The organism is Limnohabitans sp. 2KL-3 (assembly GCF_001269405.1).
In the GTDB taxonomy this organism is placed as follows: Bacteria; Pseudomonadota; Gammaproteobacteria; order Burkholderiales; family Burkholderiaceae_C; genus Limnohabitans_A.
In genome coordinates, this window is record NZ_CXON01000004.1 from 269,418 (window position 1) to 283,259 (window position 13,842).

Annotated in this window: 13 protein-coding genes; 10 read left to right on the top strand and 3 right to left on the bottom strand. The window is 61.5% G+C overall.

What is annotated here, in order from left to right:
• Positions 1–6 precede the first annotated feature (6 nt).
• Together AMM41_RS08320 and AMM41_RS08325 are read right to left on the bottom strand one after the other, a co-directional pair.
• On the bottom strand, positions 7–240 hold the full coding sequence (locus tag AMM41_RS08320; RefSeq protein ID WP_089956116.1) for a hypothetical protein: 234 nt from the start codon (positions 238–240) through the stop codon (positions 7–9).
• Between the two features lie 268 nt (positions 241–508).
• Entirely contained in the window at positions 509–2,740 is a 2,232-nt protein-coding gene (locus AMM41_RS08325; RefSeq protein WP_089956120.1) for a malate synthase G, read from the bottom strand.
• 208 nt (positions 2,741–2,948) lie between these two features.
• On the opposite strand from AMM41_RS08325, the gene AMM41_RS08330 reads away from it, so the two are divergent.
• Together AMM41_RS08330 and AMM41_RS08335 are read left to right on the top strand one after the other, a co-directional pair.
• Positions 2,949–3,881 (top strand): hydroxymethylglutaryl-CoA lyase, encoded by a 933-nt coding sequence (locus tag AMM41_RS08330; protein WP_089956124.1) that lies wholly within the window; start codon positions 2,949–2,951, stop codon positions 3,879–3,881.
• Between the two features lie 73 nt (positions 3,882–3,954).
• Entirely contained in the window at positions 3,955–4,881 is a 927-nt protein-coding gene (locus AMM41_RS08335; RefSeq protein WP_089956128.1) for a LysR family transcriptional regulator, read from the top strand.
• An 84-nt stretch (positions 4,882–4,965) separates the two neighbouring features.
• On the opposite strand, the gene AMM41_RS08340 is transcribed toward AMM41_RS08335, so the two are convergent.
• Entirely contained in the window at positions 4,966–5,313 is a 348-nt protein-coding gene (locus AMM41_RS08340; RefSeq protein ID WP_089956129.1) for a PsiF family protein, read from the bottom strand.
• A gap of 187 nt (positions 5,314–5,500) precedes the next feature.
• Here AMM41_RS08340 and argS point away from each other — a divergent pair, with 187 nt between their 5' ends.
• The 8 genes from argS (at position 5,501) to AMM41_RS08380 (ending at position 13,621) form a co-directional block, all read left to right on the top strand.
• The gene (gene argS / locus AMM41_RS08345; RefSeq protein ID WP_089956131.1) at positions 5,501–7,210 is read left to right on the top strand and encodes an arginine--tRNA ligase; all 1,710 of its coding nucleotides are present in this window, start codon (positions 5,501–5,503) and stop codon (positions 7,208–7,210) included.
• Between the two features lie 11 nt (positions 7,211–7,221).
• Positions 7,222–7,884, top strand: a complete 663-nt coding sequence (locus AMM41_RS08350) for an SPOR domain-containing protein (RefSeq protein WP_089956369.1) — start codon at positions 7,222–7,224, stop codon at positions 7,882–7,884.
• A gap of 51 nt (positions 7,885–7,935) precedes the next feature.
• Positions 7,936–8,577, top strand: coding sequence for a thiol:disulfide interchange protein DsbA/DsbL (locus tag AMM41_RS08355; protein ID WP_089956372.1), 642 nt, complete (start codon positions 7,936–7,938; stop codon positions 8,575–8,577).
• 127 nt (positions 8,578–8,704) lie between these two features.
• Positions 8,705–9,352: a lipopolysaccharide transport periplasmic protein LptA gene (gene lptA / locus AMM41_RS08360; RefSeq protein ID WP_194944668.1), complete on the top strand. Its 648-nt coding sequence runs from the start codon at positions 8,705–8,707 to the stop codon at positions 9,350–9,352.
• The gene (gene lptB / locus AMM41_RS08365; protein WP_089956139.1) at positions 9,349–10,107 is read left to right on the top strand and encodes an LPS export ABC transporter ATP-binding protein; all 759 of its coding nucleotides are present in this window, start codon (positions 9,349–9,351) and stop codon (positions 10,105–10,107) included. The genes lptA and lptB overlap by 4 nt, the downstream gene beginning before the upstream one ends.
• Before the next feature lie 37 nt (positions 10,108–10,144).
• Positions 10,145–11,686, top strand: a complete 1,542-nt coding sequence (locus tag AMM41_RS08370) for an RNA polymerase factor sigma-54 (RefSeq protein ID WP_089956143.1) — start codon at positions 10,145–10,147, stop codon at positions 11,684–11,686.
• 13 nt (positions 11,687–11,699) lie between these two features.
• On the top strand, positions 11,700–13,019 hold the full coding sequence (locus AMM41_RS08375; protein WP_228769165.1) for a THUMP domain-containing class I SAM-dependent RNA methyltransferase: 1,320 nt from the start codon (positions 11,700–11,702) through the stop codon (positions 13,017–13,019).
• A complete protein-coding gene (locus AMM41_RS08380) occupies positions 13,016–13,621 on the top strand; it encodes a PIN domain-containing protein (protein ID WP_368664966.1) in 606 nt (201 codons plus the stop codon). The genes AMM41_RS08375 and AMM41_RS08380 overlap by 4 nt, the downstream gene beginning before the upstream one ends.
• Positions 13,622–13,842: the final 221 nt, after the last annotated feature.

The following is a 13,842-nucleotide window of genomic DNA, read 5'->3' on the forward strand; positions in this document are numbered from 1 at the left end:
GAAACCTCAGTTTTTGCCTTGGCGACGCCGCTGCGCGTCACGCCACAGGCGAATGGCCAGCACCACCATGGGCACGGTGTGCAAGAAGAAATCAAAGATGTCGATGGGTTTGCTCAAGGCGCCGTCCAACAGCATGCGCCATTTTTCGGTCAAGTGCGGCTCGGGCACAAACGGGGCTCCAGCCAGGTAAAGGGCAATGCCCACCAGCCACAACATCGGAATCCGGTCAATCCAGCGCATTTCACACCTCCTGAAAACCTCTATTTTCGGGCATGCCAGCCTGGGCAGCTTGAAAGCCACACCAGCACAGCAAACATCTTCTCTTTTGTGGGAGCCACGCCTTGGAGGCAAGGTCGGTGGTCTGCAAGGCGCTATCGCTACGAGGGCGTCGCTCCCACAAAAAAACGTTCACGCAAAACCCATCGGGTCGGATCACGGGCAAAGCACATTGCCCAGCAAAAACGGCTCCCGAAGGAGCCGTCTTTTCAAGTGCCAGAACTGCCCAAAATCAGGCCGCCTTGACCTTCAAACGCCAAGCGTGCAGCAGCGGCTCGGTGTAACCGGAAGGTTGCGCCTTGCCCTTGAAGACCAGGTCGCAAGCCGCTTGGTACGCTGCCGACTTGGCGAAGTTGCCAGCCATGGGCTGGTAAGCCGCGTCGCCCGCGTTTTGCGCGTCCACCACAGCGGCCATGCGCTCCATGGTGGCTTGCACTTGCGCTTCGGTCACCACGCCGTGCTGCATCCAGTTGGCCATGTGCTGGCTGCTGATGCGCAAGGTGGCGCGGTCTTCCATCAGGCCCACGCCGTTGATGTCGGGCACTTTGGAGCAGCCCACGCCTTGGTCAACCCAGCGCACCACATAACCCAAGATGCCTTGGGCGTTGTTGTCGAGTTCTTTTTGCTTGTCTTCTTCAGACCAATTGGCCGCGTCGGGGGCCACCACAGGGAACTGCAGCAAAGCGTTAAGGGTGGTTTCGCGCAGTTCTTTGGGGTCCTGCTTGGCCACAGCCTTTTCCATCTGCTTTTGCAAGGCAGGCACGTCCACCTGGTGGTAGTGCATGGCGTGCAGCGTGGCGGCGGTGGGGCTGGGCACCCAAGCGGTGTTGGCACCGGCCAGGGGGTGGCCGATTTTGGCCTTGAGCATGTCGGCCATCAGGTCGGGCATGGCCCACATGCCTTTGCCAATCTGGGCGCGACCGCGCAAGCCGCAGGCCAGGCCCACGTTGACGTTGTTCTTTTCGTAAGCGGCCAGCCAAGTGCTGTTCTTGATGTCGCCCTTGCGCATGACGGGGCCGGCAAGCATGCAGGTGTGCATTTCGTCGCCTGTGCGGTCCAGGAAACCGGTGTTGATGAAGGCCACGCGGCTCTTGGCGGCAGCGATACAGGCTTTCAAGTTGGCGCTGGTGCGGCGTTCTTCGTCCATGATTCCCAGCTTGACGGTGGAAGGCTTCATGCCGATGACTTTTTCGACACGGCCAAACAGCTCGTCGGCAAAGGCGACTTCTTTGGGACCGTGCATCTTGGGCTTGACGATGTAGACGCTGCCGGTGCGGCTATTGCGCAGGGGGTGCGAAGACTTTTTCTGCAAGTCGACCAGGGCGCAGGTCACGGTGACCATGGCGTCCAGGATGCCTTCTGGGATCTCTTGGGTGCTGCCGTCGGCGGCTTTGTAGAGGATGGCGGGGTTGGTCATCAGGTGACCGACGTTGCGCACAAACATGAGTGAGCGGCCGTGCAGCTTGACGGTGCCTTTGCCAGTGGGCTTGGTGTATTCGCGGTCACCGTTCATGGTGCGGGTGAACGTTTTGCCGCCCTTTTGCACTTCTTCGCTCAGGGTGCCTTGCAAAATGCCCAACCAGTTGGCATAGGCCAGCACTTTGTCGTCGGCGTCCACCGCGGCCACCGAGTCTTCCAAATCAAGGATGGTGGACAGCGCGCTTTCAGCGATCAGGTCGGACACACCAGCGGGGTCGGTCTTGCCGATGGGGGTGGTCTTGTTGATTTGCAGGTCGAGGTGGATGCCGTTGTGCACGAACAGCACCGAGGCTGGGGCCTTGGCATCGCCGGTGTAGCCCACGAACTGCTTGGCATCGGCCAAGGTGGAGTTTTTGCCGTTGGCCAGGGTCACGACCAGCTTGCCCGCTTTGACGATGTAGCCCTTGCTGCCGACGTGTGAGCCGGTTTTCAGAGGGGCCGTGCGGTCGAGCACATGGCGGCAGTAGTCGATGACTTTGGCGCCGCGCTTGGGGTTGTAGCCCGAGCCTTTTTCGCAGCCGTCGGCCTCGCTGATCGCGTCGGTTCCGTACAACGCGTCATACAAGCTGCCCCAACGGGCGTTGGCCGCATTCAGGGCGTAGCGGGCGTTCAAGATCGGCACGACCAACTGAGGGCCCGCCAGCTTGGCCAGTTCGGCGTCCACGTTGGCGGTGGTGGCTTGCGCGTTGCGGGGCTCGGGCACCAGGTAGCCGATTTGGCTCAGGTATTTGCGGTAGGCCTTCATGGCCTTGCCCTCAGCCACAGGGCCAGGGTTGGCGGTGTGCCACTCGTCCATGGCGGTCTGGATGCGGTCACGCTCGGCCAGCAGGGCGATGTTTTTCGGGGCCAAGTCGGCCACGATGTCGTTGAAGCCTTTCCAGAACTTGTCCTGGTCCACGCCGGTGGCGGGCAGCATCTGGTCGTTGATGAAACTCAGCAGTGGGTTGGCCACTTGCAGGTTGTGGATCGCGGTGCGTTCAGTCATAAAAACCTCTGGGGTCAAGTCAAAAAATGGGGGAAGGCCGCCATGCGCATCCACAGCGACAACGGTCGGCCAACATCGTCAAGCACTCTATTCTAAATTTAGACGCAGATAAACCTGCCCAAACTGCATAGACCCATGACTTTTAAACACAAATACAAGTCGGGATTGAGCGCATCAGCCGCTCTGAGCACTGCGGTTTAATTCAGCCATGACACCTGCCCTTACTCCATCCGTTTTGATCAGCGAAGTCGGCCCGCGCGATGGCCTGCAATCGGTCAAAGCCACCATGCCCACGGCGAACAAACTGCGCTGGATCGACGCGCTGGCCGTGGCCGGTCTGCGCGAAATCGAAGTGGCCTCGTTTGTGCCAGCCCAACTGTTGCCGCAAATGGCCGACGCCGCGCAGGTGGTGCAGCACGCGCTGCGCCACAGCGGTGTGCGGGTGATGGCGCTGGTGCCCAACTTGCGCGGTGCCCAAGCCGCGCTGGCTGCAGGCGCTCAAAAGCTCACCCTGCCCGTCTCGGCCAGCCCTGCCCATTCGCTGGCCAATGTGCGCAAAACACCCCAAGCCATGGTGGATGAGGTGCATGCCGTTTTGCGCCTGCGGGACGACATCGCGCCCCATGTGCCGGTCGAGGTGGGCATGTCCACCGCCTTTGGCTGCACTTTGCAGGGCTTGGTGCCCGAGGACGATGTGCTGCGTCTGGCGGCGCAACTGGCACAAGCGGGGGTAGACGAAATCGGCCTGTCGGACACGACCGGCATGGGCAACCCGGCACAGGTTAGCCGCTTGTTCAAGGCGCTGTTCAGCGAAATTGGCACCTTGACGGGCGCAGCCCACATGCACAACACCCGAGGCCTGGGCTTGGCCAATTGCCTGGCCGCTTACGAGGTGGGGGTGCGCACCTTCGACAGCTCGCTGGGTGGCCTGGGCGGCTGCCCTTATGCGCCGGGTGCATCGGGCAATGTGGTCACCGAAGATCTGGTGTTCATGTTCGAGGCCATGGGCGTGTCCACCGGGGTCGATCTGAACCGCCTCATGGCCGCCCGCGAGCCGCTCAAAGCCGGGCTGCCCGGCGAGCCGCTGTATGGCATGACCCCTGAGGCGGGACTGCCCAAGGGCTGGCCCTCGGTTTTGTAGGCACCCACAAAAACAACATCAATTCAGCAAAATCTGCAAAAATTCCAACCTTGAACCCGCATAATCGGGCCGCATGGACAAGCTCAAAGCCTTTGAAACCTTTGTCGCGGTTGCCACCAAAGGCAGCCTGACCGCCGCAGCCCGGGCCGAGGGCGTGGCCCCGGCCATCATCGGCCGCAGGCTGGATGCACTGGAGGAAAGCTTGGGGGTAAAACTGCTGGTGCGCACCACACGGCGCATCACCCTCACGCATGAAGGCAGCGCATTTTTGGAAGATTGCCAACGCTTGCTGTCCGATGTGGCCAACGCCGAGGCCAGTGTCTCGGCGGGCGGTGTCAAGGCCAGCGGCCATTTGCGCATCACCGCCCCAGCCGGTTTTGGTCGCCGCCATGTGGCACCCTTGGTGCCGCGCTTTCGCGAACTGCACCCCGATGTGACCATTTCCCTGAATCTGAGCGACCGGGTCGTCGATCTGGCGGCAGAAGGCTTTGACTGCGCCGTGCGCGTGGGCGACCTGCCTGACTCTTCTTTGGTGAGTGTGCGCATGGCTGACAACCGGCGTTTGTGCGTGGCCACACCCGGCTATTTGGCGCGGCGGGGCGCCCCCAAACAGCCGTCGGACTTGCTTCAACACGATTGCCTGACTTTGTCGAGCGACGCCTCACAAACAAGAGGCTGGGCCTTTCGCACCCCCACGGACATCGGCCACGAGGTGACGCACCTTCGGCCAGGCGGCCCCCTCGACTGCTCGGATGGACAGGTGCTGCACGACTGGTGCCTGGCCGGCTACGGCATTGCCTGGCGCAGCACTTGGGAGGTGGAAAGCGAAATTCATTCCGGGCAATTGGTGGCGGTGCTGGAAGACTTTGCCGCACCACCCAACGGGATTTTTGTGGTGTTTCCGCAGCGCAAACACTTGCCCTTGCGCGTGCGCTTGTGGATTGACCACCTCAAACACCACTACGCACAACCGGGTTACTGGCAAGCGGCCAAGGTTTAGCGCTCGGTCAAGGCTTTGGGGGCGTGGGCGTGGGCGACGCCCAATCGCCCACGGGGTGAGCTCCCACAGGAGCTCGCTTTCGGATTACTTCTTGAGGCATTCCGACATGAAGGCCTTGCGCTCATCGCCTTTTTTGCCAGCAGCGTCTGCGTTGCAGGTCTTCATTTTGTTTTGCTGCTTTTCTTGCTTGCTGGCGCTCAGGCAGTCTTTCATGAAAGCTTTGCGCTCATCGCCTTTTTTGCCTTCGGCTTCTTTGTTGCAAGTGGCCATTTTGCTTTGTTGAGCTGTTTTTTCAGCCGCAGGCGCAGACGCTGCGGGGGTTGGGGCGGCCGCGGCAGGGGCTGCAGCAGCGGGTTTGACGGGGTCGGCAGCGAAAGCCGAGCCGCAAACCAAGGCAAAACCCAAAGCAGTGATAGAAATGGTGTGGCGCATGTGTGAACTCCCAATAAATGATGCAAGGACAAAAAACACCGCACAGAACTGTGCAGTTCTCAGATTAACGCGCCATGGTGACCACCCGGCGACAGCAGTTGTGACCAACTGTAATTGCGGCCCCTCAAAACACGCACAGGGCCTGTTCAAAGCCAGTCATGCCCCCATCCCCGTAAAATCGCGCCCTATGCTTTCTGCCAAACAACATTTGCTCGCGGCCTTGGCCACTGAGCTCGACAAACTCCAACCCGGCGCAGGCGCACGGGCGGCCTTTGAATCCCCCAAGGTCGCCGCCCACGGCGACCTGGCCTGCACCGCTGCCATGCAGCTGGCCAAGGCCCTCAAACAAAACCCCCGGCAACTGGGTGAAACGCTGCGAGCCGCCTTGCTGACCACCCCCGCCTTTGAGCGTTGGGTGGACGCCATCGAGCTGGCGGGGCCGGGCTTCATCAACATCCGCCTCAAAGACACCGCCAAACAAGCCGTGGTGCACGAAGTCTTGCAAGCGGCCGACTGCTTTGGTCAGCAGCCCGCACAAGCGGGCAAGGTGCTGGTCGAATTCGTTTCGGCCAACCCCACAGGCCCACTGCATGTGGGCCACGGCCGCCAGGCCGCACTGGGCGACGCCATCTGCAACTTGCTGGCCACACAAGGCCAGCAGGTCTACCGCGAGTTCTACTACAACGACGCAGGCGTGCAGATTGGCACGCTGGCCAAGAGCACGCACATGCGGGCGCAGGGCGTCAAACCCGGTGATGCCACTTGGCCCACCGACCCCGACAACCCCGAAAGCAAGGCTTTCTACAACGGCGACTACATCCAGGACATTGCCAACGACTTTCTAGCGGGCAAAACCGTGCAGTCCGACGACCGCAGCTGCACGGCCAGCGGCAATGTGAACGACCTGGACGGCATGCGCGAGTTCGCCGTGGCCTATTTGCGCCGCGAACAAGACCTGGACTTGAAGGCATTTGACGTGCGCTTTGACAACTACTACCTGGAGTCGAGCCTGTACACCAGCGGCAAGGTCGACGCCGCCGTGCAAAAACTCAAGGACGCAGGCAAAACCTACGAACAAGACGGTGCCCTGTGGCTCAAATCGACCGATTACGGCGACGACAAAGACCGCGTCATGCGCAAGGGCGACGGCACCTACACCTACTTTGTGCCCGATGTGGCGTACCACATCGCCAAATGGGAGCGAGGCTTTTCGCGCGTGGTGAACATCCAGGGCACCGACCACCACGGCACCATTGCCCGCGTGCGTGCGGGCTTGCAAGCGGCCAACGTGGGCATTCCCGAGGGCTATCCCGACTACGTGCTGCACACCATGGTGCGCGTGATGCGCGGCGGTGAAGAGGTCAAGATCTCCAAGCGTGCGGGCAGCTACGTCACCCTGCGCGACCTGATCGAGTGGACCAGCAAAGACGCGGTGCGGTTCTTTTTGCTCTCGCGCAAGCCCGACACCGAATACATCTTCGACATCGACCTGGCGCTGGCGCAAAACAACGACAACCCGGTGTACTACGTGCAATACGCCCACGCCCGCATCTGCTCGGTGCTGGCAGCCTGGAAAGAAAAAGACGGTGGTGACACCGCCAGCCTGACGCACGCCGACCTTTCGGCCCTGCAAAGCCCGCAAGCCCACGCGCTGATGCTGGCCCTGGCCAAGTACCCCGAGATGTTGACCTCGGCCGCCAACGACTTCGCGCCGCACGACGTGACCTTCTATTTGCGCGACCTGGCCTCGCAGTACCACAGCTACTACGACGCCGAGCGCATTTTGGTCGACGACGAAGCGGTTAAAAAAGCACGTCTGGCACTGGTGGCGGCCACCGCTCAGGTGCTGCGCAATGGTTTGAAGGTTTTGGGCGTGTCTGCCCCCCAAAAAATGTGAATGGATTTGCCATGATTGCTCAATCTCAACGCGGCGGTACTTTTCTGGGTTTCATCATCGGATTGGTCCTGGGCTTGTCCGTGGCCATGGCTGTGGCCATTTACGTGACCAAGGTGCCCACACCGTTTTCCAACAAAAACCAACCACGCACCAGCGACCAGGACGTGCAGGAAACGCGCAAAAACAAGGACTGGAACCCCAACAGCGTGTTGCAGCCCAAAGCCGCCGAAGAGATTGCGCCCCTGCCTGAAACCAAAGCACCTGTGGTGGACGACCAGCCCAAAGACAAGCTGGCCGAAAAACCTGCCGACAAAGCTCCCGCAGACACGCCCAAAGCCGAGCCCCGCCCTGCCGCCGTGACTGCCGACCCCCTGGGTGATCTGGCCAAAGCCAAAACCACCTTGAGCACCCCCGTCACCAAAGCCAGTGCCAATGAACCTTTTGACTACTTGGTCCAGGCCGGGGCCTACCGCACCAGTGCCGACGCCGATGCGCAAAAAGCCAAACTCGCCATGTTGGGCATGGATGCCAAAGTGTCTGAGCGCGATCAAGGCGGACGCATCGTTTACCGCGTCCGGATGGGGCCTTTTGAAGACAAAAATGCTGCAGAACGCGCACGGGCCAAAATGGATGCCAACGGCATTGACAACACGCTTGTGCGATTGCAGCGTTGACATGACATGAACACCAGCGCCCAAAGGGTCGCTGAAACCCAAGGAGCCTTGATGAAACGTCGCTTTTTTTCCACCGCCTTGCTGTCCACAGCCGCGTTCTTGGGCAGCTTGCCTGCCTGGGCGCAGCAAGCTTTCAAATCGGGCAAGGACTACATCACGCTCGACAAGCCATTGGCCACCGATGCGGGTGCCGGCAAAATTGAAGTGCTTGAATTCTTCTGGTACAGCTGCCCTCACTGCAACGCTTTTGAGCCCCAATTTGCGCAATGGGCAAAAAATGCCCCCAAAGACGTGGCCGTGCGTCGCATTCCAGTGGCCTTTCGCGAAGACTTCGCCCCGCAACAACGCCTTTACTTCACGCTCGAGGCCATGGATTTGGTTGAAAAAATGCATGTGCGCGTGTTCACCGCCATCCACGGCGAAAAACTCATGCTGAACACCGACGCGGCGGTGCTGTCCTGGATTGAAAAGCAAGGCATCGACAAAGCCAAGTTCAATGAAATTTACAAATCATTTGGCGTGGCGACCAAATGCAAACGGGCGGTGCAACTGCAAAACGACTTCAAAATCGAAGGCGTGCCCTCTTTGGGCGTAGCGGGTCGCTATTACGTTGATGGCACCTTGGCTGGCAGCATGGACCGCGCCCTGAAGGTGGCCGAATCCCTCATCGCCCAAACCCGCACGGCACGCTGAGGCCGCCCCCAGCCTGAGGATGGGTGCTCGCACAGCATCCATCCCGGGTTTTTCTTGGGCCACGGGCGTGCTGGCAGCCGATCGTCAAGGCTTGGGCCTACAATCGAACGATTGTCCAGCAAGATTCATGCCCTCCACATTCCACACCCCTTTTTTGACCGTCGTCTTGAGCGCCATGCTCATGGGCCTGGGCGGGTTGAGCCTGCCTGCATGGGCTGAGAAAGCTGACCGCGACAAGCCCATGCACATTGAAGCCGACAGCATGCGGCACGACGACAACAAACAACTGACGCAATTCAACGGCCAAGTGGTCGCCACCAAAGGCACCCTGGTGTTGCGGGCCGACCGCATGGAAGTTCAGCAAGACAGCCAAGGCAAACAAGTGGCCCGCTTGTGGGCGGCCCCCAATGAACGGGTGTTCTTTCGTCAAAAACGCGAAGGTCTGGAGGAATTCACCGAAGGCGAGGCCGAAACCCTCACCTATGACAACCAAGCCGATGTGGTCACCCTGGTCAAACGCGCCGAAGTGCGCATGCTTCGTGGCACCGTGGTGGCAGACCAAATTCAGGGGCAAACCATTGTGTTCAACAACACCACCGAAGTGATTCAGGTGGATGGCCGGACACAAGACAGCCCGAACGCCCGGGACCAGCGTGTGCGGGCCACCTTGACGCCTCGTCAAAACCCATCGGCCCCTGCGGCCGCTCCAGCCCAGACCGCACCGCGTCCCGTTTTGCGCAACAGCCCTGGCCTTGCCACGCCATCCAAACCATGAGCCAGGCCCCGTTCACCAGCCGCCTGGAAGCCCGGCACCTCAAAAAAGCTTACGGCAGTCGCAAAGTGGTGCACGACGTGTCGGTGCAAGTCGACAAAGGTGAAGTGGTCGGTTTGCTGGGCCCCAATGGCGCAGGCAAAACCACTTCGTTTTACATGATCGTGGGCTTGGTCAGCGCCGACGGGGGGCAAATTCTGATCGATGGGCAAGACGTCACGCGCATGCCGATTCACAAGCGCTCACGCATGGGCTTGTCTTATTTGCCACAAGAAGCCTCGATTTTTAGAAAACTGTCCGTGGCCGACAACGTGCGGGCCATTCTTGAGCTGCAAACCGATGGCCAAGGCCGCCCTTTGGCCCATGCCGAAATCGAAAAACGCCTGAGCGAACTGCTGGCCGATTTGCGGGTGGACCACCTGCGCGACTCCCCCTCGGTGGCGCTGTCGGGCGGCGAGCGCCGCCGCGTCGAAATTGCCCGCGCCTTGGCCACCGACCCGCGCTTTATTTTGCTGGATGAGCCTTTTGCCGGCATCGACCCGATCGCCGTGATCGAGATCCAGCGCATCATCGCCTTCCTCAAGCAACGCGGCATTGGCGTGCTCATCACCGACCACAATGTGCGCGAGACCCTGGGCATTTGCGATCACGCGTTCATCATCAGTGAAGGCCGCGTGCTGGCCGAAGGCACACCCGAGGAAATCGTGGCCAATGCCGATGTGCGCCGGGTGTACCTGGGCGAACACTTCCGCATGTGATGCACCCATCCCAACGCCTTGACACGAAAGCACAGCCATGAAGCCCGGCCTGTCGCTGCGCATGTCCCAGCACTTGGCGCTCACGCCCCAGCTGCAACAATCGATCCGCCTGCTGCAACTGTCCACGCTGGAGCTGTCGCAAGAGGTGGACCAGATGCTGGACGAGAACCCGTTTCTTGAACGCACCGAGGAAGAAGCGCCTGCCGAAGCCTTTGGTCTGGACCAGGCCGACACCCACGTCAGTTTGGGCGACCGCGTGAGCGAAAGCGCCAGCAGCGCCAGCAGCAGCGAGGACAACGCCAACGAAGCCCGTGACGAAGCCGTGACCGATGTGGCCGAAAGCTGGGACGGCGACGGCAGCGTGGACATGCGCCCCGACGACAGCGAATGGGGCGGCGACGCCACCCCACGCCAAAACAACGGCGAAGAAACCGCCGACGCCATCGACCTGGCCGGCAGCAGCGGCTCTCTGACCGACTTTTTGCACCGCCAGGCCTTGTCGTTGCGCTTGTCCGAGATTGACCGCGCTGCGCTGCGCTTTTTGATCGAGTCGCTCAACGACGATGGCTACCTGACCGACACCCTGCCCGAACTGGCCGCCAGCCTGGCCGGCACTGACGACCTTGAACAAATCGACGAGCTGGTGCACCGATTCACGGTGGCGCTGGGCTTGCTGCAATCGCTCGAACCCGTGGGCGTGGGTGCACGCGACTTGGCCGAATGCCTGCGCATCCAGGTCAAAGCCTGTCTGCAGGACTCCCCCGACGACGAAGTGGCCCAAGCGGCACTGGCCATCTGCGCCCAGCCGCTGGACATGCTGGCCAAGCGCGACTACAAGCGTTTGGCGCTGGCCTGTGGCTTGAGCGAAGCCGTGGTCAAAGCCGCCATTCCCTTCATTGCCCGGCTTGAACCCAAACCGGGCCGGCCCTTTGTGCAGGCCGAGCGCAACATCATCATTCCCGATGTGCTGGTGGTCAACACCAGCAAAACCGGCACACCCAAATTTCGAATCCAGCTCAACCCCGACGTGATGCCCAAGCTGCGTGTACACGACATCTATGCCAACGCCCTGCGCGGCGGCAAGGGCGACAGCCACGCGGGCTTGCAGCAACGTCTGCAAGAAGCCCGCTGGTTCATCAAGAACATCCAGCAGCGCTTTGACACCATCTTGCGCGTGTCCACCGCCATCGTCGAGCGACAAAAGAACTTTTTGACGCACGGCGCTCTGGCCATGCGCCCACTGGTGCTGCGCGAAATTGCCGACGAGCTGGGCATGCACGAGTCCACCATCAGCCGTGTGACCACGGCCAAATACATGTCCACGCCGCAAGGCACGTTTGAGTTGAAGTATTTCTTTGGCTCGGGCCTGGGCACCGACAGCGGCAGCGCCGCGTCGAGCACCGCCGTGCGGGCGCTCATCAAGCAGTTTGTTGCGGCTGAAAAACCCGCCAAACCCCTGTCGGACAACCAAATTTCCGAGATGCTGAAAGAGCAAGGCATCGACTGCGCACGTCGCACGGTGGCCAAGTACCGCGAAGCCCTGAAGATCGCGCCCGCCAACCTGCGCAAAACCCTTTGAGAAGACTTTCCCCGTGAATTCATTGAACCTGTTCATGCCCTGCGCCGCTGGCGTTGAGGGCTTTTTGGCCGACGAGGTCCACGCCATCACCGGCCTCACGGGCCACGACCTGATGACCGGGCGCGGCGGCGTGATGGCCCGCGCCTCGTGGCGCGACGCCCTGCGCATCAACCTGCACAGCCGCCTGACCCAGCGCGTGCTGGTGCAGCTGTCGGTCACCGATTACCGCAACGAAAACGACCTGTACCGCGCAGCCAGCGAAGTGGCTTGGGAAATCTGGTTCACGCCCAAGCAAACCTTCAAGATCGACATCACGGCGCAGCACAGCCCACTGACCAGCCTGAACTTTGCGGCGCTCAAAATCAAAGACGCGGTAGCCGACCGCTTTCGCGCCAAGCGCGGCGAGCGTCCCAGCGTCGACACCAGCTGGCCCGACGTGCGCATCTACGCGCACCTGACCCCCGAAACGGCCACGCTCTACATCGACACCTCGGGCGAGCCGCTGTTCAAGCGCGGCTGGCGCACCGACAAGGGCGATGCGCCTTTGAAAGAAACCCTGGCCGCCGCCATGATCGCGGCCAGCGGCTGGGACGCCACCGTGCCCCTGTACGACCCCTGCTGCGGCAGCGGCACCATCCCGATCGAAGCGGCGCAAATCGCCTGCGGCATCGCCCCAGGTTTGCAACGCCGCTTTGGCTTCGAGAAATTGCTGCCCTTCCAGAACCACGTCTGGCAAGGCCTGATCGAAGAAGCCCGTGACCTGGAACACGAACCCACCGCGCCCGTCTTTGGAAGCGATGTGGCCTTCCGCATGGTCGACTTTTCGGAGCGCAATGCCGAGCGTGCTGGCGTGTCCGGCGTGATCGAGTTCCGAGGTGGTGATGCGCTGCAACGCATGCCCCCCAGCGAGACGCCCGGCGTCATGCTGCTCAACCCGCCCTATGGCGAACGCATTGCCGCAGCGGGTGTGGCCGGGCGCGGGCGCGAGAACTTCCAGCCTGGTGCGCTGGCAAGCTCCAGAGCAGCCGCCCCAAGCCACCACCGCGAGACTGCTCAGACCGACGACGGAGGCGACTTCTTTGCCCAACTGGCCAGCCACTGGAAGAAAAACTACAGCGGTTGGAGCGCCTGGATGCTCACGCCCGACCTGAAGCTGCCCAGCAAAATGCGCTTGAAAGAATCGCGCCGCGTGCCCATGTGGAACGGCCCCATCGAATGCCGTCTGTTTCGCTTTGACATGATCAAAGGCAGCTTGAAGCGCGTGCCTGGCGACGGCACCCAGAGCCCAGCGGGCACGCCCGGCCCCGACGTCTCGGGCACAGCTGCCCCATGAGTCTGGAGGTGGGCATGGGCTCGGAAGTGGGTGTTCAGATGGGCATTCAGGTGGCTGCACAGGTGGCGGCTCAAGTCAGCGCCCAGCTTGGCCTTGAGGGTGGCTGTGAAGATGTCTCGGCCCAGCGGCAGTCTGCGGGCGCAGACGGGATTCAAGCACCGACCCGCCGCGTGCTGGACACCAACATCGTGCTCGACCTGTGGGTGTTTGACGAACCCCGAGCCGAAGCCCTGCGCACCAGCGTCGAGTCCGGCAGCACGCAGTGGCTGGCCACCGCCACCATGCGCGAAGAGCTGGCCCGCGTGCTGGCATACCCGCAAATTGTCAAACGCCTGGCGCACCGCCAACTGCCCGCCAGCGCCGTATTGGCGCACTTTGACCGCTGGGCGCAACTGCAGCCCGACGCACCCAAAGCCCCCTATGTCTGCAAAGACGCCGACGACCAAATGTTCATCGACCTGGCCGTACAGCACACCGCCACCCTGCACAGCAAAGACGCGCAAGTGCTGTGCATGAAAAAACGCCTGGAACGCTGCGGCGTGGCCCTCAACCCGGCCATGCCCAGCACAAAATCACCCAATACCGAGCCCGCACCGCTGTAAGGTCCACCACCCTTTTTGGGATCTGCACCGCCCCTTCTGAGACTGCACCGCCCCTTGTAGCAGCGGCGCCCTCGCCGCGATAGAGCCTCGCAGACCACCTCCATCGCCCCGAGGGCCGGGCTCCCACAAAATGCACAACCGGTCGGTGCCCGCTGGCATCAAACCCGACACCAGCTGTCGCGCTGCCGCGCATACTGGCCGATCCATTGCATTCAGGAGCT